Source organism: Paenibacillus sp. FSL R7-0340, from assembly GCF_038002205.1.
Lineage (GTDB): Bacteria > Bacillota > Bacilli > Paenibacillales > Paenibacillaceae > Paenibacillus > Paenibacillus polymyxa_B.
The window spans coordinates 112,091-130,937 of sequence record NZ_JBBOBY010000001.1; the positions used below are offsets into that span (position 1 = coordinate 112,091).

Below are 18,847 nucleotides of genomic sequence, written 5' to 3' on the forward strand. Positions count from 1 at the left end.
GGCGCACTGAATATGTGGATAAGTCACTGTAACCCTAATAAAATCAAGCCTATCCACATGTGTATAAATTGTGTATAGGCTCTGAACTTATTCAGGTTGGATTTTTGATTTTTTCTATTAGGCTGTTGATAACTTTAAACAGATCCTGATCCACTTGAATGGATTTGGAGATTTTTTCGTGCGCATGAATGACAGTCGTATGATCACGCCCACCGAAGGCTTCGCCGATTTTTGGCAAAGAATAGTCGGTTAGCTCACGAGACAGGTACATGGCAATCTGTCGTGGAAAAGCTACAGCCTTCGTCCGCTTACGCGCTTTAAAATCCTCCAGCCGTAGGTTGTAAAATTCCCCGACTTGATGCTGTATATCCTGAATCGTGATCATTTTTGGACGACTGGACGGGATAATATCTTTCAACGCCTCAGCCGCGAGATGACTTGTGACATCCTGATTGGTTAAGGAGGAATAAGCGACAACGCGAATAAGCGCCCCTTCCAGCTCACGGATGTTTGTATCAATTTGATTAGCGATATACATCATGGCCTCATTAGGAATATCCAGGTTCTCCGCCCGCGCCTTTTTCCGAAGAATAGCAATTCTCGTCTCCAGATCCGGCGGTTGAATATCCGTAATAAGTCCCCACTCAAAGCGAGAGCGCAGCCGTTCTTCCAGCGTTGGAATTTCTTTAGGCGGCCGATCGCTTGAGATTATAATCTGCTTGCGTTCCTCATGAAGGGCGTTGAACGTGTGGAAAAATTCCTCCTGCGTCGATTCCTTGCCCGCAATGAATTGAATATCATCAATGAGCAAAATATCAATGTTGCGATATTTATTCCGGAAACTTTCCCCGCGGTTGTCCCGGATGGCATTAATGAATTCATTCGTAAACTTCTCCGACGATAAATAAACGACCTTGCTGGTCGGATTGTGCTCCAAAATATAGTGTCCGATAGCGTGCATCAGATGCGTTTTCCCCAGCCCCACACCACCGTATAAAAACAGCGGATTGTAAGCTTTTGCCGGCGCCTCGGCGACGGCCAGCGATGCCGCATGGGCAAAACGGTTCCCCGATCCGATGACGAATGTATCGAATGTATATTTGGGATTCAGCATATGGGACACAGCTTCTTCATGAACGACCGGCTGCTGCTGAGGTTGTTGCTGAAGGTCGACCTCGGCGGGCTTGTTCTCTTCAATAACGAACTTGACCTCTAGTTGTTTGCCCAAAATTTCATAAACCGTTGCTCCGACTAGCTTGGTATAGCGGCTTTCAAGCCATTCCACGGCAAAAGTTGTCGGTGCAGAAATCACAATGGAGTGGTCATTTAGTTTCGCTGCCTTGGTAGCCTTAAACCAAGTGTCGTAACTCGGCTTACTCAGCTTGGTTTGTATGATGGATAGAATTTGCTGCCATAGTTCAGAGGTATGGCTGTCCACAGACGTCACTCCTTTTAAATCCTGACATTTTACCGAATTAAGCTGCAGAGAGCTGCTCTCGGCGCTTCGGCAAAACGCCTAAATCCCAAAAATGTTGTTGAAGGCCATAAAAAGACATACCGCCGCCTAAATCATGCGGCAGTGTGGTGAGAGAACGCAGCACAAAATGACCCTGAAAAATAGCTAATGGAAATTCCGCTGCTGATCAGCAGAAGAAAGGCGATATTTCTCAGGAGGGAATGTGCGGCACGATCCGTTCTCTTGATCCCGCAGGCCAAAACGGGACTGCAATATGTCGAAATCAAATGAAAAATGTAGAATATATCCCCAGAATCCCGAATCCGCACAAAAATAAAAAGATGGATAAATTGAACTTGTTCACAACTTTATCCACAGGGTGTTGATAATATGGAGGGTAAAACAACATATTCACATTCAAAAGTAATATCATCATAGCAAAAGAAGCCTTGTATTTCAATGACTGGTGGTTATTTATCCACAAATTCAATCTGTTGTGTACAATTTTTATTCACAACACAAGATATTGTTTATAATTTGTTCAGTTTTCGACAATAACTCTTTTTTACTCTAAAATGTTATGCACAGGTTATGACCATTTAAATCACAATTCAGTTCTTTTTGTGGATCTGTGTATAACAGCCGTTGCCTTTTGGTCACAGAGGCTTATTTTTCTGTTGAAAATTTCCGGTAACGTTTCCGACATTATTTTTGAACGAACCTGATAACGTCGATCTGAAAATAGGATGGATTCAAGTTACAGAATGAATAAATGTAAAAAAACGTTTTTGGAGGAGCGAAAGCTACAAATAGAATGCTGATGATGGAGGGAGAGGTGAAAGAAGTTTTATGAAGTAAGGGGATAAAAGAGTGAAGTGAGTGAGCGGGAGGAAGGGGAGAGGCTTCCTGAATGCGAAAAAGAGGGAGAGGATTCACAAGTACATTGACTTTGGCCGCTATTTGTGGTTAAATGTACAAAGGTGTTTTTTGTGGAGATTGCTACGTTAGGTATATTCCATATAAAACGTATTCCTTGTAAGGAGGTGCAGCACAATGAGACCGACTTTCAGACCGAATGTCAGCAAACGTAAAAAAGTTCACGGCTTCCGTAAAAGAATGAGCACGAAGAATGGCCGTAAAGTTTTGGCAGCTCGTCGCCAAAAAGGTAGAAAAGTATTGAGTGCGTAATGCGTGCATAAAGACCACTACGGTGGTCTTTTTTTTCATAATTGAGGTATTCAGGGATCGGATTCCTTCTTTTATTGTTGTAAAAAATGTAGTGAAAGAAGAGGGAGAAGTCCAGCATCCTGTCCTATATTAGATGAAGCTTTTGAAAACGGATATAAAATAAGCGAGATTACCATGTTGGAATGTTGTCCATACTTCTTACTATATAAAAGGTAAAGGTTAGCTTACCGACATGTGTAAAAGAGATGAGCAAGGAGAAGCGCCGTGCAAAAAAAATTGCGTCTACGAAACCGGGCGGACTTTGGGCGCGTATACCGCCATGGCAAATCTTTTGCCAACCATCAGTTTGTGGTGTACTGGTTCCGCCGCAGAGAGGTAGAGCAGTTCCGCGTCGGAATTTCGGCCAGCAAGAAGATCGGCAACGCAGTAGTTCGCAACCGGATGCGGAGAATCGTTAAGGAAATTGTGCGCCATCATGAGCATGAATTGGTGGAGCAGATTGACCTGATTTTTATCGTTCGTAAGGGTGCGGTTACAATGTCGTATCAAGAGCTGGAGAAAAGCGTGCTGCACGTTCTACGCAAAGCCTCGCTGCTCAAGTCTTCACGCCGATAGTCAGTATCTTTGTCCTACAGGATATGGTATGATTTACGTTGGAATGGATTGGTTAAGAAAGGGGTTATGAAGTGTCGCGTTTGAAGACTCAACGAGGAAAATGGTTCCTCCTGATTGCCTTATTGGCACTTGTTGCTGTGCTGTCCGGATGTGCTCAGACGGCCCACAATTCTTACACGACGGCAGACTTGGCCAATGGATCGTTTTGGCAAAGATATGTCGTTTACTGGTTTTCGTATGCGTTAGATACATTTGCCCAATGGTTCTCTGGAGAGTATGGCCTGGCCGTACTGATTCTGGTGATTATCGTGCGAACCATTATTTTGCCGCTTACACTCAAGCAAGTACGTAGTTCCAAAGCTATGCAGGCCATTCAGCCGCAATTAAAAGAAATTCAAGCGAAGTACAAGGATACGCCTGAAAAAGTCCAGCAAGAGACGATGAAGTTGTTCCAGGAAAATAAGGTCAACCCGATGGCTGGCTGTCTTCCTTTGGTAGTACAGATGCCAATTTTCATCGCGCTTTATAATGCCATTTATTATAACTCGGCATTGCGGGATCATGACTTCTTGTGGCTCCAGTTAGGTAAACCGGATCACTTGTTTATCCTGCCGATTTTGGCAGCGATTACGACTTTTGTCCAAACCTGGATGATGATGAAAATGAATCCGACGCCGCAGCAGGGACCAATGCAATTTTTGCTGTACGTCTATCCGGTGCTGATTCTGTTCATGTCGTACAACTTCCCATCCGCTTTGCCGTTGTACTGGTTCTACAGTAATATTTACACGATCATTCAAAACTATTTCCTTTATCGGAATAAGGATAAAGAAGCAGCACTGGCGAATGTGAAAACAGCCAGTCTCGCGAAAACAGGTTCCTCCAATAGTAAGAAAAAAAGTGGCAAAAACACGAAGGGGGCTAAAAAGTCGAGATGACCAAAGTCGTGACATCAGGAAAAACCGTTGAAGATGCTGTAAGACAAGGACTCTCCCAGCTGGGAGTAAGCCGTGAACGGGTAACCGTAAGCGTGTTGGAACAGCCGTCAAAAGGATTCCTGGGGTGGCTCGGGGTCAAGAAGGCGAAGGTGGAGCTTACGCTGCTCTCTGAGCCGTCTCCTGAAACCACACACGCGGCTGAACCTCATGTATCGGCTCAAGCACCTTCTAGCGTGGGACAGGCTTTATCAGAGGAAACTGGGCCTGTTGCACAGGAAGCACAGATGAACATGGAAGCACCCTCGGGACATATAGACCCTTATGAAGAGGCGGTGCGTTTCATCCGTGAAACAGCAGCAGGAATGGGACTGGACGTTAAAGTTGATGTCCGCCACCGCAAGGATGAAAGTATACTGGATATCTCCGGTCCGTCACTCGGTATGTTGATCGGCCGCAGAGGACAGACATTGGATGCATTACAGTACCTGACGAATATCGTTGCCAACCGTCATTCTGACAAATTCATCCGAATTGTGCTGGATGCCGAGCAATTTCGTGCACGTCGGCAAAAAACGCTGGAGGATTTGGCAGATCGGTTGGCAAACCAGGCTATTCGTTATGGCAAGGAAGTGGTACTGGAGCCAATGCCGTCACAGGAGCGGAAGCTGATTCACGCCAAGCTCCAACAGCATGCGCTGGTTAGAACATACAGCAAGGGGGACGAGCCCAATCGGCGCGTTGTCATTGCTAAAAAATAATCCGACGCAATGGCTCTCTGCAAGATGCAGAAGCCATTGCTTTTTTTCTTATATTTCTCGCTGAAACGGCTGCCGTCCTTGATGAAGGACGGCAATGTCGTTTCTACTTGATAGGAGGTAGAAACTTTATGCTGAGCGATACTATAGCTGCCATTGCAACGGCTGTCGGCGAGGGCGGCATTGCGGTTGTACGGATCAGCGGTCCAGAAGCGGTCATGGAAGTGGAGGCATTGTTCCGTAGTAAAACGCCTCTAAGCAAGGCTCCAACTCACACGGTACATTATGGACATATAATAGATCCTCAAAGCCAGGAAAAGGTGGAGGAAGTTTTAGTTACAGTGATGCGGGCCCCGCGCTCTTTTACGACAGAAGATGTCGTAGAAATCAGCACTCATGGCGGGGTCGTAGCCGTCAAACGGGTGATGGATTTACTATTGCTGCAAAATATACGTCTGGCTGAGCCAGGTGAATTTACGAAACGTGCTTTTTTGAATGGTCGTATTGACCTGAGTCAGGCGGAGGGTGTCATTGACTTGATTCGTTCCAAATCAGATAAAGCTTTTTCGGTGGCTTTGAAGCAGGTGGATGGACAACTGTCCCAGAATATTCGTCGCTTGCGTCATGTTTTGGTGGAGACACTTGCTCATATTGAAGTGAACATTGATTATCCTGAGCATGATGTTGAATCTTTTACATCTGACTTAATCAAGGATAAAAGCAGTCAGGTCATGACGGAAATTGATCGGCTGTTGCATACGGCGGAGCAGGGAAAGATTTTACGTGAAGGGCTGACCACAGCGATTGTTGGAAGACCAAATGTGGGAAAATCATCACTGCTGAACACATTGGCTCAGGGCGAGCGGGCAATTGTGACCGATATTCCGGGTACAACCCGTGACGTTATTGAGGAATATGTGACGATTAATAGTATTCCGCTCAAGCTGCTGGATACAGCCGGGATTCGTGAAACGATGGATGTAGTGGAACGGATCGGAGTAGAACGTTCGAGAACGGCGGTTAGTGAAGCGGATCTGCTGCTCATCGTCATTAACGCCAACGAACCACTGCATGAGGATGAAATGGCATTAATGGAACAAATCCGCGGTAGACAAGCGATTGTCATTATGAATAAAATGGACTTACCGGCCCAAGTAGACCGGGATTTGTTGCTGCGTTATGTTCCCGAAGAGCTTATCGTACCGATGTCTGTGAAGGAAAATGAGGGAGCGGACCGACTGGAGCAGGCTATATCGAATTTATTCTTTAGCGGCAAGCTGGAATCAGCGGATATGACATATGTCAGCAACGTACGGCATATTGCTTTGTTGAAGAAGGCGCGGCAATCGCTGGTAGATGCCTATGAAGCCGCTGATCAATTTGTTCCGATCGACATGATCCAGATTGATGTAAGGCTGGCATGGGAGCATTTGGGTGAGATTGTAGGCGATACTGCGCATGATGCGCTAATAGATCAAATATTTTCACAATTTTGTCTGGGCAAATAGAACTTTCAAGCATGGCTGATATAAGCCTACTATCGTTATATATACAAGAGCATATTCGGCGTGAAGACCGGAATGTATAAGGAGGTAAGAAAGGTATGGGTTACCAAGGAGGCGACTATGACGTAATTGTCGTAGGCGCGGGCCATGCGGGCGTAGAATCAGCCTTGGCAGCAGCACGGATGGGCTGTCGCACGTTGATGATCACAATTAACCTGGATATGGTCGCTTTCATGCCCTGCAACCCGTCTATTGGCGGTCCTGCAAAAGGGCATGTGGTGCGAGAAATTGATGCACTGGGCGGCGAAATGGGTCGGAATATCGATAAGACGTTTATCCAAATGAGAATGTTGAATACTGGTAAAGGTCCCGCGGTTCATGCATTGCGTGCACAAGCAGACAAGTTCTCTTATCAGCATACGATGAAGGAAACGATGGAAAAGGAACCGAATCTGACCTTACGCCAAGGTATGGTTGAAGAGCTGATTATGGAAGACGACCATTGCGTAGGTGTAATTACGAAGACGGGCACAGAGTATCGAAGTAAAGCAGTTGTCCTGACCACAGGCACTTATCTGCGCGGAAAAATCATTATGGGCGAGCTGATGTACGAGAGTGGTCCAAATAATCAACAGCCTTCGTTGAGATTGTCTGAGCATTTGAGAGAGCTGGGTTTTGATCTAGTTCGATTTAAGACAGGAACGCCGCCACGTGTGCATAAGGACACGATTGATTTTAGCAAAACGGAAATACAACCGGGTGATGATCAACCGAAGTTCTTTTCCTATGAAACGAAGTCATCGGATAATGAACAGCTTCCTTGCTGGCTGACATATACTTCAATAGAAACGCATCAGATTATTAATGATAATTTGCACCGTGCACCCATGTTCTCTGGTCTGATTGAAGGAACGGGACCACGTTATTGCCCATCTATTGAAGATAAGGTGGTACGTTTCAGTGATAAGCCTAAGCACCAAATCTTTTTGGAGCCTGAAGGTAAAAACACATCTGAATATTATGTTCAGGGCTTGTCCACCAGCTTGCCAGAGGATGTGCAATTAGCTGTGCTGCGTTCGATTCCGGGGATGGAAAAGGTAGAGATGATGCGCAATGGCTATGCTATCGAATATGATGCAATGGTACCTACGCAGTTATGGCCTACTTTGGAAACGAAGAAAGTCCCAGGCTTGTTCACAGCAGGTCAGATTAACGGTACCTCCGGTTACGAAGAAGCTGCAGGTCAAGGGATTATGGCAGGTATTAACGCAGCTCGCAAGGTGCAGGGCAAAGAGCCTGTCGTATTGGACCGTTCGCAAGGCTACATTGGGGTTCTGATTGACGATCTCGTGACGAAGGGTACGAATGAGCCGTATCGCTTGCTGACGTCACGTGCAGAATATCGTCTGTTGTTGCGTCATGATAACGCCGACCTGCGATTGACTCCGATCGGGCATGATATTGGCCTAATTACGGATGAACGATACGAGCGCTTTTTGGATAAAAAGCAAAAGGTAGAGCAAGAGATTGAACGTTTACGCTTGGCGAAGGTTCGTCCGGTTGATATAAATGAGATGCTGGAGCAAGGCGGATCTGCACCAATACAGGATGGCAGTAATCTGTTAACGGTGCTGCGTCGACCAGAGATCAGTTATGCGCAAGTAGCACAAATCTCACCTTCACCTATAGCTCTAACTGAGGAAGAACAGGAGCAGGTGGAAATCCAAATTAAGTATGCGGGCTACATTGAAAAGCAATTGATGCATGTTGAGCGTCTGCAAAAGATGGAGAAGAAGAAGCTCCCAGAGGATATTGTATACAGTGAAGTTCAAGGACTGGCCATTGAAGCCAAGCAGAAACTTGAAAAGATCCGTCCGATGTCGATTGGCCAAGCATCCCGTATTTCGGGTGTAACTCCTGCGGATATTTCCATTTTGCTGGTTTATCTGGAGCATTATAACCGCGTAACGGCAGCAAGGGGATCATAATGGACGCGATACAACAGCAATTTAAGCAGCGGCTGGCAGAGCATAGTATTGTGATTAATGACAGTCAGTTAGAGCAGTTTGAAACATATTACCGTGTGCTGGTTGAGTGGAATGAAAAAATGAACCTGACGGGTATTACTGAGCGTGATGCAGTGTACACCAAGCATTTTTATGATTCTCTTTCCCTGGCCTTTTATGTACCGTTAAAAGACGTGGAAAGCCTAGCTGATATTGGATCAGGTGCAGGTTTTCCGGGCATTCCTTTGAAAATATGCTTTCCGCAGATTCAGTTGACTATTGTAGACTCGTTGAATAAACGTATACAATTCTTGGCACATGTGGTAGAACAGTTGGGTCTGGAAAATGTTGAACTGATTCATAGCAGGGCAGAGGAATTGGGGCGTAAACCAGGATACCGCGATAGTTATGATCTAGTGACAGCCAGAGCGGTTGCTCGTCTCGCAGTATTGAATGAATTTTGTTTGCCGTTTGTCCGTGAAGGAGGACACTTTGCCGCGATGAAGGGCAGTGATCCTACAGAGGAAATCAAGGAAGCTTCCTACAGCTTGAAAGAGCTAAAGGGAAAAATCAAACATGTTCAGGCCTTCCAGCTACCTGTTGAAGATGCAGCCAGACATATGATTATTATTGAAAAAAGAGCGGCGACACCACGAAGATATCCACGTAAGCCGGGTACTCCTTTGAAGACGCCGTTAGTGTAAATGTTTGAAAGAAAGTGAATGTTTCACGTGAAACATTCACTTTTTTTATGGCTGATAGACTCTTTCCATAAAAGACTCTTTGCTAACTGCGTCCTTGTTTACATTTGGGGAGGAAGATGGATGATAGTTATCAAAGAGGATGCACAATTTATTCTCTTATCCTTCCGAAAAGCTGGTAGAGACGATAGGATTATGGCTGGAAAAGTGATAGAATAGAGATAATCGTTTTAATGTAAGTTGACTGCTCCTGTACCCATGAATTCAGATATACATATAGGGGAGTGGGACAACAAATGTCAGGGGAGTACGTGGAGTGTACCCGCTTACGGTGCTGTTTCATATAAAAGGGTCTACGATCCGCGTAAGGAACTGTTTTTCACGAAGCGCTGTTAGTATGGTGCTATTATGAAATTAGGTGGTATTATACGGAATGAAAGAACAATTTTCCAAGCTATTTGGTTTGACGGAGCGATCTACTGGGGACGAAATAAAACAAATTCCAGTTCGGGATATTGTCAGCAGTCCTTATCAGCCCCGTACCATATTTGACGACGAGAAGATTGATGAGCTATGCCAGACCATTAAGACGCATGGTGTAATTCAACCGATTGTCGTTCGTTTCCGTAATGGACAATATGAGATTATAGCAGGGGAACGTCGTTGGAGAGCTGTCACCAAGCTGGGTATGGAAACTATTCCAGCCATTGTTCGTGAGTTTAATGATTCACAAGCTGCATCCATCGCGTTGATTGAGAATCTTCAACGGGAAGGATTAACTGCGATTGAAGAGGCTGTAGCTTACCAAAAGCTGATTGATCTACATCAGCTCACCCAGGAAAGCCTCGCTCAACGACTTGGTAAAAGCCAATCCACTATTGCTAACAAGATACGGCTGCTTCATCTGCCGGAGAGAGTGAAAGAGGCTCTAATGGAACGGAAGGTGTCCGAGCGTCATGCTCGTGCATTATTGTCATTAGAGACCGAAGAACTACAGTACAAGGTTTTAGATGAAGTCATTGCCAAAGAACTCAATGTGAAGCAGACAGAGGCACGAGTTGCCTTTTATAAACAAGTATCCACCAATAAGAAATCGAAGCGGATTTCCTTTACCAAGGATGTCCGGCTTGCGCTGAATACGATACGTCAATCCATTGATATGGTGTCTGGCTCAGGCTTGGATATCAAAACCAAGGAATCTGATCATGAGGATCACTATGAGATTGTCATTCAAATTCCCAAACGTAAGTAAGGGATGAAGCGTACAGGCGGCAGCAATTGCCGCTTTTTCTGTCTAACGCCGAATAAAACCGCAGCATACTCAATTCTATTCTGAAATTGCCGTTATCCGTAAGTTAAGGACTAAGTAACGTCTCCATAGAGCATTTAGCAATCATGGAGTGTAGCAGGATTCCGATTAAATTATGAGGTGAATGAAGTGTCAAAAATAATAGCCGTAGCCAATCAAAAGGGCGGAGTAGGCAAAACAACTACTTCCGTTAATTTGGGCGCCGGACTTGCTTCCCTCGGCAAAAGGGTATTGCTCGTGGATATCGACCCGCAAGGTAATACAACCAGCGGTGTGGGTATCAATAAGGCGGATGTGGCAAATTGCATTTATGATGTACTCATTAACGAGGTTGATCCTAGCGAAGCTATTGTCAGTACACAGGTTGAAGGATTAGATATTATTCCGGCAACCATTCAGTTAGCAGGCGCGGAAATTGAACTGGTACCGACCATTTCTCGTGAATTGAGATTAAAAAGATCGCTTCAACTCGTTAAGCATAATTATGATTATATATTAATTGATTGCCCGCCATCGCTGGGTATTTTGACGCTCAATTCATTGACGGCTTCCGATTCAGTCATTATTCCAATCCAGTGTGAATATTACGCATTGGAAGGATTAAGTCAATTGTTGAATACCGTGCGATTAGTGCAAAAACATCTGAACACCTCATTGCAAATTGAAGGTGTGCTGTTAACCATGTTTGATGCTCGCACGAACTTGGGTATTCAGGTGATTGAAGAAGTGAAAAAGTATTTTCAAAGCAAGGTTTATCAGACGATTATTCCACGCAATGTGAGACTCAGCGAAGCACCATCACATGGCCAGTCCATTATTACGTATGATCCCCGTTCCCGTGGGGCAGAGGTATATATTGAGTTGGCAAAGGAAGTGGTATCTTATGAGTAAACGGTTGGGAAAAGGACTTGATGCACTCATTCCCTCCCTTACAGTCAATGAAGAGGATAAGGTTGTTGACATTCCGCTCAGCCAGTTGCGTGCGAATCCGTACCAGCCTCGAAAAACGTTTGATGAAGAGTCCATTAAGGAATTAGCCGAATCCATTCGTCAGCACGGTGTTATCCAACCTATTATTGCACGTAGTGTATTGCGAGGATATGAAATCATAGCCGGGGAAAGACGTTTTCGGGCTTCTCAATTTTGTGGGAATCCGACTATACCTGTAGTTGTTCGCAATTTTACGGATCAGCAGGTGATGGAGATTGCCCTGATTGAGAATTTACAGCGTGAGAATTTGAATGCAATGGAAGTGGCAGTAGCTTATCAGGGATTAATGGATCAGTTTTCTTTAACTCAGGAAGAGTTGTCCATGAAAGTGGGAAAATCACGTTCTCATATTGCCAATTTCCTTCGCTTGCTCGCATTGCCTGAAGAAGTTAAAGATCATGTTTCACGTGGAACATTGTCTATGGGACATGCTAGAGCTATTGTTGGGCTCAAAGATCCAGACATGGTGAAACAGTTAGCACAGCAATGTATTGAACAGCAGTGGAGTGTTCGCGAACTGGAGGAAGCTGTACAGCAGTTGGATCATAAGCCTGGTGAGGCGAAAGCCAAAACAAAGGTACGAAAAAAGGACCCCTATATTGACCATATGGAAGAGTCCCTGCGTGAACGCTTTAAAACAACTGTAAAGATCAAGCACAATAAGGATAAAGGCAAAATTGAATTGAATTATTACAGCCAGCAGGATTTGGAAAGATTACTGGAGCTATTACAGTAGTTTGTTGAAATATGGACATGTCTCCTTGAGTAAAATGGAAAGTGAGATATGTCTTTGCTTTGTCTGGAATTGCAGGAATTAGAATGGTTTTGATGGATAAACTAATAGCCTTGTGTTATTTGTTTCGCTGTTCTCAAACGTATAAAATATAAGTATGCAGTAACATGATTTTTGAGGTAGAGGAGTAGAAGCAAGCATATGGCTGAATTGAATGGACTAATCATGGAACAGCTTGCCGGAATCGTTGCAGGGATCGTGCTTATTTTGCTCATCCTGTTGATTGTTATTATCGTGCAGGGTGCAAAGCTGAAGAAGATGCGGCGAAAGTATGAAACCATGATGGCAGGCAGCGGTGTCGAGAATTTGGAAACGCTGCTGATTGATTTGAAGGTACAGATGGATACGATTGAGGATGAGCAGGAAACCCATCGTGCAAGTATGAAATCATTACGTAGTAAACTGGCTGGCTTGAAGGGACATATAGGTATCAAACGCTATAATGCCTTTGGTGAGAGAGGAAGCGATTTAAGCTTTTCCCTGGCTATTGTAGACGACAATCAGGATGGTATGGTATTAACCGGCATTTATAACCGAGATGGCTCATATGTGTATGCCAAGCCTCTAGAAGCGGGACAATCCACCTATTCCTTATCACCTGAAGAAAAAGAAGCCGTTACTCTTGCGCAGCAAGCAGGACAGAACGGTAATGCCACTCCTTAATTGCGGAGTATAGGCTGCCAGCAATGATATCTGATAATTTCATTACCAAATTTAGTCTCGTATTTTGCAGCACGAAGTATTCCATGAAGCCGCCGACGTTAACGATACCAGTTAAATGGATATCGCCGACCGGCGGTAATTCTTTATTTACACCTGCTCCAGGCTTGAGAGGACCATCTGAAACCTGAATGCATCCAACGCTGGAGGTTTGTCCAAGACATGCATCTATACCAATGATATAAGGCTGTTCATATCGGGCTTGTATGCCATTCAGCGTCGTTTGCAGGTTCATAGCATGTACAGGCTCCTCTAATGTACCGTATAGGTTAAACAGAGGGCTTTTGTAGCGTGATAAATGCGTACCTACGAGCGGACCCAGGCAATCTCCAGTAGAACGGTCGGTGCCGATGCAAATAATGACGATATTTTGCAGACTCGGCGCCTGATGCAGATGGAACAGCAGACGATGGATGATGGCTGATTGGATCCCGGGGTCTGTGTGTGATATTTTTAAGCTTAGGGGTTCTTGCTCCGGAATGAAGTCAGATGGATGAGTCATGGAATCTTCCTTTCGCTCTGTAATGGAGTGTGAAGGTTGCGCTCGCTGTACCTTGGAGAATAACAATTAGCCTGCGGGTAACATTTATTCTCAAGATAGTAGCTAGTATATGGATAAACTTGTGCTTTTATACTCGAAGGAAGTAGATTATTCATAGCCATATGTTTGAAGTCAGTAGATAAGCTTATATAGTTAGGAAATAGAATTCGGGAAGCAGGAAGAGTAGTTCCCTTTTTTAAGGAGGAGTACAGGATGACCTTTATGCATTGGCTGGAGGGCGATTCAGGCACAGAAGAGGTAGTGAAGGGTGCTATCCACTTGAAGGATATCGTATGGAAATTCATTACAGATGGTGAGATGTGGTCGACCTTTTTGTTTGTGATTTTGAAAATTGCAATTATTTTCATTATTACACGTATCTTTATTCGAGTTATTAATAAAATTATAGATAAGTCAATGCAACAAAAGGGAGATAACGGCAGATTCCGATTGAATACAAGGCGGTTAACGACCGTTGGGGAATTGCTAAAAAATGTAACCAATATTGTATTCAATTTCATCTTGATTATGCTGGTGCTTTCTCAAATGGGCATTAATCTTGGTCCTCTGATTGCTGGAGCTGGAGTGCTTGGATTGGCCGTTGGTTTTGGGGCACAGAGCCTGGTTAAGGATGTAATTACTGGATTCTTCATTATTTTTGAAGATCAATTTGCCGTAGGAGACGTCATTCAGACAGGTACTTTCAAGGGTACGGTGGAAATGATCGGGCTGCGCACAACCAGACTGGTGAGCTGGAAAGGTGAGGTGTACATTTTACCGAACGGCTCAATTACAACGGTAACAAACTTCTCCATGTCCAACGCGTTGGCGGTAGTGGATGTGCCAATGAAGGCCGAGCGTAGTCTGGAGGAAGCAGTTGGTTTGGTAAAACAGGCAATCGAAGGCATTGAGGAGTCCAATGTACAGATACTTAATATACCAGATGTGTTAGGGGTTCAGTCCATGACTACCTCAGAGTATATTGTGCGTGTTGTGGCAGAATGTATGCCAAATACAGGGGCCGTGGTAGAGCGCGATATTCAGAATAACATCAAGAAGGCCCTAGAGGATGAGGAACATCGTCAGGCCGCCTTGGAGACGGCGATAACCCTAGAAAAAGAAGATGAGCAAGGAATAAAAGGGGGAGAGAAGGGTGGAGCGTAAGTCATTTGAACTAGGGGACATTGTACAGATGAAGAAGCCTCATCCGTGTGGAACGAATGAAATGGAAATTATCCGCATGGGGATGGATATTCGAATCAAATGTGTCGGTTGCCAGCATAGTGTGCTGATTCCGCGTGCCAAGTTCGAAAAGAATATGAAGAAAGTGCTGCGATCAAAGGCCAACGCCGACGATTAAAACACGGAAGCGAATTGAGCCAAGAAAGATGCATGGCGATGAACCAGAATCAGCTTGCGTCACAGTTGCAATGATGATATAATTATCCTTGCTGCGGAAAGGTACCCAAGAGGTCTAAGGGGGCTGACTCGAAATCAGTTAGGCGTCGCAAGGCGTGCGTGGGTTCGACTCCCACTCTTTCCGCCACTAACTTCATTTAATAAACCAATCTCTTACGTCTGTGACGTAGGAGATTTTTTGTTTATGGGAGATATTTTGAAGGTATATATGCGGCTAACGTGTCCACGAAGTAAAGAACTTAGAAGGGATTTATGCTTTTTGAAAGGTAAGAATCATATTTTTAAAAAAAGTACGCGCTATCCCAAAGTGGATTAGCGCGTATTTTCTGTGCTTTGAGGGACGTACTGAATGATATCTTCAATACCAAATGTTTGTTCCAAGCCGTGGCTACGGGCGATTTCGTTTATCGCATTTAAGATATTAACCAAGGTTTCCAACTTAATGGTTTTTGTATCGCCACTTGCTAAATCAAGAATTGTAGCAGGTCTTGTTTTCGACTCCACCGCGATCTTGTTACGTGTAGCTCCAATCATTTCTAGTGTTTCACTCAATTTAAAATGAATTTGACTCACGTTAATGAGCCTCCTTAAGAAAATATTGTGGGTTACAAAATTACTAAATTAGTTATTTGTATTATATCCTACACTACCTATATCGTAAAACTTTTTTCGTATATCCTATTGACATACTACTCACCGAGTAGTACTATTTTTTATATTATATTACTAATAAAGTAGTACTTATTAAGTTTTATTGGTTTTAGGTTTACATACTTTTGCTCCATATTACTTGGAAAGAAGGATAACTTTATTTTCATTAGGAAAGGGGAAACGATGTATGAGTAAATCGTTGGCATTGGAGTGGGCTTCGATGGTATACGGGCCGTATGATTTGCCGCATATGTATGAGATATTCGAAGGGGTTCTATATAAAGGATGCTACTTCTTCTATCTGGACAATGGTGTGCTATGTCTGCGTCAGGTACGCAAGTTGGAGCAGCTGGCACACACACATTTGTTCATTGATGGTGACAGTGCAGGATTACAACTGGCAGAGGGGATTCGGCGTGATTTGATGGAGGTAGTATCGGACATCATCAGAAACTGGAGAGACAAAAGCGGACTTACTTTCCTGTTCGATGAATTGCTGTGTCTGCGAGAAAGGGGAGACATACAGCTCGACCTTGTAAAAGACAAGGGTTAGTTTGTTCCTTCTGAGAGATATCGTTACAGCAAAAAATGCTCCTGACAGCAGAGAAACATTGCCGGTAGGAGCACTCTTTTGTTATAGCTGGTTAGGCGGGTAATGATAGCGTTTTGTTTTTTTTGAGCCAGAGATCATCAGAAGGATCGCTGCAATCAAATGGAGAGCCCAGCCTACAAAGGGTATCCAGGCCAGCAAAGAAGTGAGTACTCCCCATACAGAGCCGTAGATCGCCTCCTGATTGCGTAACGACAGGATAAGTGTTACTGCATGCAGGACAAGCATAAATCCCAGAGCCGAGTAGCCGGTCCCCATGACAATAGCTCCCCCCACAATCGGTACGGCAAGCACCAATTCGAATATACCTGATATCCACTTTAATATTCGAGAATAGCTCATCTTTAAACCTCCGTAGATAGTAGGTCTTTGTACTTGGATATATTCTAGCAGAAGGAGCTGAATTAATCTGCATTTTACCAGGATATGCAAAAAGTCCGATAATGCAACAAAGGAGGACCACAAAGGTCCTCCATCGTAGGCGATACATTTTTAACAGGATACGATCTGTCCAATCACATCATGAAACTCGGTGTACTGACCAGCAATACCAGTGTTGAAAAGACAGTGTCCTTTTACACAAACCTAACGCTTCTAATGCCCGGTATGGATCTCCTAACAGTTTGTCCGGCTACGTCGTCCAACGGAACCACACCTCTCTGTTGTACCGCCTAATCATAATATGGCCAGGATTCCGAGGAAATATACATTAGTGGACACGAGCTTTCGTTTTTTTCTTCCATTTGCGATTATGGTTGGCGGTTTCGGGAAAAGAATCGCCTCTTTCCAGCGTTACTTGCTGTGGGTTTTGGATTTCAGTATGGAAGCTCTTTTCTCCGACCTCCATGTATACGCCGTCGTTTGGGACCTTATCCCCTGGTTCGAACTCAGTCTTTTCACCCATACGGTGGTGCCTCCTTAGATAAATGAATTTGGACTGCAACGGTTATTGTGCGCTGTCTTGAACAGAAACATGCGAAACCGTGTATACAGATAGTGAGTGAATCAAATTATTTCCTTTATATATGCGAAATTTTTGATGTTCTATAAAATTGTATAAAGCTAATGATATGCAGTGTTTTTAGCCGTTTTAGGCTTGTGTATTGAATTTGTAGGTTGCATTCAGTTGTTGGATTTGGTAAACTGTTTTAGTGCGAGCTTAGGCTCGTTCCTTGCTCTCAACTGAGATTGAGGGCCTTATGTCCATAAGGAGGTGTAAAGAATGCGCAAATATGAAGCGATGTATATTATTCGTCCTGACATTGAACAAGAAGCTGTTCAAGCGACAGTCGATAAATTCCAAGGTATCATCTCTAACGGCGGTGGCGAAATTACGAGTCACGATGTAACTAAACGCCGTCTTGCGTATGAGATCAAGAAATTCCGTGATGGTTCTTTCGTTCTGGTAAACTTCACAGCAGAACCTGCTGTTGTTACTGAGCTTGAGCGTATCATGAAAATTTCTGACGAAGTAATTCGTTATCTCATTACGAACGACGTAGCTTAATTATTGTACGTGATTATGTAATGAACAACGCTCAAAGGAGGGGATTGGATTGTTGAACCGTGTCATTCTGATCGGTCGTTTGACCAAAGATCCAGAGCTGCGCTATACACCATCTGGTGTAGCAGTAACCCAGTTCACCCTGGCTGTAGACCGTCCGTTTACGAGTCAAGGCGGCGAACGGGAAGCGGATTTCTTGCCGATCGTAACCTGGCGTCAGCTTGCTGAAACATGCGCTAACTATCTTCGCAAAGGTCGTTTAACGGCTGTTGAAGGCCGTGTTCAGGTGCGTAATTATGAGAACAATGAAGGAAAACGTGTATACGTGACTGAAATTGTAGCTGATAATGTGCGTTTCTTGGAATCTAACCGCGATGGCGGTAACGGTGGCGGCAATAGCGGTGGAGCTGCGCGTGAGGAGTCTCCTTTCGGAGGCGGTAACAGCAATAGTGGACGCGGGAATAATAACTCGCGAAACAATCAGGATCCTTTTTCCGATGACGGAAAACCGATCGATATTTCGGATGATGATTTACCATTTTAATTGGGAAAGGACTGACAAAGAATGGGCTTCAGACAAAGAGAAGGCGGAGACGATAACAAAAGACCAGCTCGTCGTGGTGGTCGCAACAAACGTCGTAAAGTATGTTTCTTCACTGTGAACAAAATTACTCACATTGACTATAAAGATACAGACCTGCTTAAAAAATTCATTAGCGAACGTGGAAAAATTCTTCCTCGTCGTGTGACTGGAACAAGTGCGAAATATCAACGTATGTTGACAATCGCTGTTAAACGTTCCCGTCAAATCGCATTGCTTCCTTACACTACTGAATAGTAGTGGGTGGAAAAAAGAGACGTTCCCGATCCCGGGAGCGTCTTTTTTCGTGATTTTTTATATTGACAACAAGTGCCATCTATTGTAACTTACTAATAATACAATCCATGTTTACCCATAAACCATAGTATACCTTTTAATGGCTTGTGAAATTGCAAGCTCCCCAACTCGCCAGAGTAAACATTTCGGCCTTCTGAAATGTTATTTTATATTACATGAAATCCTGTTTTTTTGTCATTTTCCACAAGTAAAATTCATAAACTTTACATAAATAGATATTTTGCATTTTTATATTACATAAAAAAAGA

22 protein-coding genes and 1 tRNA gene are annotated in these 18,847 nt (G+C 44.1%); 18 read left to right on the forward strand and 5 right to left on the reverse strand.

Annotated elements, in window-relative coordinates; all coding sequences use genetic code 11:
- Window positions 1–91: 91 nt before the first annotated feature.
- Window positions 92–1,438: a chromosomal replication initiator protein DnaA gene (gene dnaA / locus MKX59_RS00430; protein ID WP_023986414.1), complete on the reverse strand. Its 1,347-nt coding sequence runs from the start codon at window positions 1,436–1,438 to the stop codon at window positions 92–94.
- A gap of 1,071 nt (window positions 1,439–2,509) precedes the next feature.
- Between dnaA and rpmH the strand changes: the two genes are divergently transcribed.
- The 11 genes from rpmH to MKX59_RS00485 all read left to right on the forward strand — a co-directional run bounded on the left by rpmH (window position 2,510) and on the right by MKX59_RS00485 (window position 12,919).
- Window positions 2,510–2,644, forward strand: coding sequence for a 50S ribosomal protein L34 (gene rpmH, locus MKX59_RS00435; protein ID WP_007433250.1), 135 nt, complete (start codon window positions 2,510–2,512; stop codon window positions 2,642–2,644).
- Between the two features lie 264 nt (window positions 2,645–2,908).
- Complete coding sequence (gene rnpA / locus MKX59_RS00440; RefSeq protein ID WP_013312817.1) at window positions 2,909–3,259, forward strand: ribonuclease P protein component; 351 nt, start codon at window positions 2,909–2,911, stop codon at window positions 3,257–3,259.
- 71 nt (window positions 3,260–3,330) lie between these two features.
- Window positions 3,331–4,197, forward strand: a complete 867-nt coding sequence (locus MKX59_RS00445) for a YidC/Oxa1 family membrane protein insertase (protein ID WP_023991157.1) — start codon at window positions 3,331–3,333, stop codon at window positions 4,195–4,197.
- A complete protein-coding gene (gene jag, locus MKX59_RS00450) occupies window positions 4,194–4,955 on the forward strand; it encodes an RNA-binding cell elongation regulator Jag/EloR (protein ID WP_023991156.1) in 762 nt (253 codons plus the stop codon). The genes MKX59_RS00445 and jag overlap by 4 nt, the downstream gene beginning before the upstream one ends.
- 128 nt (window positions 4,956–5,083) lie before the next feature.
- Entirely contained in the window at window positions 5,084–6,460 is a 1,377-nt protein-coding gene (gene mnmE / locus MKX59_RS00455; protein WP_023991155.1) for a tRNA uridine-5-carboxymethylaminomethyl(34) synthesis GTPase MnmE, read from the forward strand.
- A gap of 95 nt (window positions 6,461–6,555) precedes the next feature.
- The gene (mnmG, locus tag MKX59_RS00460; RefSeq protein ID WP_023991154.1) at window positions 6,556–8,445 is read left to right on the forward strand and encodes a tRNA uridine-5-carboxymethylaminomethyl(34) synthesis enzyme MnmG; all 1,890 of its coding nucleotides are present in this window, start codon (window positions 6,556–6,558) and stop codon (window positions 8,443–8,445) included.
- Window positions 8,445–9,167 (forward strand): 16S rRNA (guanine(527)-N(7))-methyltransferase RsmG, encoded by a 723-nt coding sequence (rsmG, locus tag MKX59_RS00465; RefSeq protein WP_340857295.1) that lies wholly within the window; start codon window positions 8,445–8,447, stop codon window positions 9,165–9,167. The genes mnmG and rsmG overlap by 1 nt, the downstream gene beginning before the upstream one ends.
- A 430-nt stretch (window positions 9,168–9,597) precedes the next feature.
- Complete coding sequence (gene noc, locus MKX59_RS00470; protein WP_013312811.1) at window positions 9,598–10,416, forward strand: nucleoid occlusion protein; 819 nt, start codon at window positions 9,598–9,600, stop codon at window positions 10,414–10,416.
- Between the two features lie 186 nt (window positions 10,417–10,602).
- The gene (locus MKX59_RS00475) at window positions 10,603–11,364 is read left to right on the forward strand and encodes a ParA family protein (protein WP_023991152.1); all 762 of its coding nucleotides are present in this window, start codon (window positions 10,603–10,605) and stop codon (window positions 11,362–11,364) included.
- On the forward strand, window positions 11,357–12,199 hold the full coding sequence (locus tag MKX59_RS00480; RefSeq protein ID WP_013312809.1) for a ParB/RepB/Spo0J family partition protein: 843 nt from the start codon (window positions 11,357–11,359) through the stop codon (window positions 12,197–12,199). The genes MKX59_RS00475 and MKX59_RS00480 overlap by 8 nt, the downstream gene beginning before the upstream one ends.
- Window positions 12,200–12,397: 198 nt before the next feature.
- A complete protein-coding gene (locus MKX59_RS00485; protein ID WP_023991151.1) occupies window positions 12,398–12,919 on the forward strand; it encodes a DUF4446 family protein in 522 nt (173 codons plus the stop codon).
- Here the strand turns inward: MKX59_RS00485 and yyaC are convergent.
- Complete coding sequence (gene yyaC / locus MKX59_RS00490; RefSeq protein WP_023991150.1) at window positions 12,873–13,478, reverse strand: spore protease YyaC; 606 nt, start codon at window positions 13,476–13,478, stop codon at window positions 12,873–12,875. The two genes, MKX59_RS00485 and yyaC, sit on opposite strands and share 47 nt — an antisense overlap.
- 252 nt (window positions 13,479–13,730) lie before the next feature.
- Here yyaC and MKX59_RS00495 point away from each other — a divergent pair, with 252 nt between their 5' ends.
- The 3 genes from MKX59_RS00495 to MKX59_RS00505 all read left to right on the forward strand — a co-directional run bounded on the left by MKX59_RS00495 (window position 13,731) and on the right by MKX59_RS00505 (window position 15,063).
- The gene (locus MKX59_RS00495; RefSeq protein WP_340857298.1) at window positions 13,731–14,681 is read left to right on the forward strand and encodes a mechanosensitive ion channel family protein; all 951 of its coding nucleotides are present in this window, start codon (window positions 13,731–13,733) and stop codon (window positions 14,679–14,681) included.
- Window positions 14,671–14,877 carry a DUF951 domain-containing protein gene (locus MKX59_RS00500; protein WP_023991148.1) on the forward strand — a complete coding sequence of 69 codons (207 nt, stop codon included), beginning with the start codon at window positions 14,671–14,673 and terminating at the stop codon, window positions 14,875–14,877. Before MKX59_RS00495 ends, MKX59_RS00500 begins: the two co-directional genes overlap by 11 nt.
- A 95-nt stretch (window positions 14,878–14,972) precedes the next feature.
- Window positions 14,973–15,063, forward strand: a tRNA-Ser gene (locus MKX59_RS00505).
- A gap of 185 nt (window positions 15,064–15,248) precedes the next feature.
- On the opposite strand, the gene MKX59_RS00510 is transcribed toward MKX59_RS00505, so the two are convergent.
- Window positions 15,249–15,509 carry a hypothetical protein gene (locus tag MKX59_RS00510; protein WP_023991146.1) on the reverse strand — a complete coding sequence of 87 codons (261 nt, stop codon included), beginning with the start codon at window positions 15,507–15,509 and terminating at the stop codon, window positions 15,249–15,251.
- A 265-nt stretch (window positions 15,510–15,774) separates the two neighbouring features.
- On the opposite strand from MKX59_RS00510, the gene MKX59_RS00515 reads away from it, so the two are divergent.
- On the forward strand, window positions 15,775–16,140 hold the full coding sequence (locus tag MKX59_RS00515) for a hypothetical protein (protein ID WP_023991145.1): 366 nt from the start codon (window positions 15,775–15,777) through the stop codon (window positions 16,138–16,140).
- Window positions 16,141–16,221: 81 nt separating this feature from the next.
- Here the strand turns inward: MKX59_RS00515 and MKX59_RS00520 are convergent, their stop codons facing one another.
- Together MKX59_RS00520 and MKX59_RS00525 are read right to left on the reverse strand one after the other, a co-directional pair.
- Window positions 16,222–16,539 (reverse strand): hypothetical protein, encoded by a 318-nt coding sequence (locus MKX59_RS00520; protein WP_013312804.1) that lies wholly within the window; start codon window positions 16,537–16,539, stop codon window positions 16,222–16,224.
- Between the two features lie 367 nt (window positions 16,540–16,906).
- Window positions 16,907–17,101, reverse strand: coding sequence for a YjzC family protein (locus MKX59_RS00525; protein ID WP_013312803.1), 195 nt, complete (start codon window positions 17,099–17,101; stop codon window positions 16,907–16,909).
- Window positions 17,102–17,419: 318 nt separating this feature from the next.
- Here MKX59_RS00525 and rpsF point away from each other — a divergent pair, with 318 nt between their 5' ends.
- Genes rpsF through rpsR form a run of 3 tightly spaced genes read left to right on the forward strand, consistent with a single transcriptional unit; the run spans window position 17,420 to window position 18,539 of the window.
- Window positions 17,420–17,704, forward strand: a complete 285-nt coding sequence (gene rpsF, locus MKX59_RS00530) for a 30S ribosomal protein S6 (protein ID WP_013312802.1) — start codon at window positions 17,420–17,422, stop codon at window positions 17,702–17,704.
- Window positions 17,705–17,753: 49 nt separating this feature from the next.
- Window positions 17,754–18,245 carry a single-stranded DNA-binding protein gene (gene ssb, locus MKX59_RS00535; protein WP_013312801.1) on the forward strand — a complete coding sequence of 164 codons (492 nt, stop codon included), beginning with the start codon at window positions 17,754–17,756 and terminating at the stop codon, window positions 18,243–18,245.
- Between the two features lie 21 nt (window positions 18,246–18,266).
- Window positions 18,267–18,539: a 30S ribosomal protein S18 gene (gene rpsR, locus MKX59_RS00540; protein ID WP_013312800.1), complete on the forward strand. Its 273-nt coding sequence runs from the start codon at window positions 18,267–18,269 to the stop codon at window positions 18,537–18,539.
- Window positions 18,540–18,847: the final 308 nt, after the last annotated feature.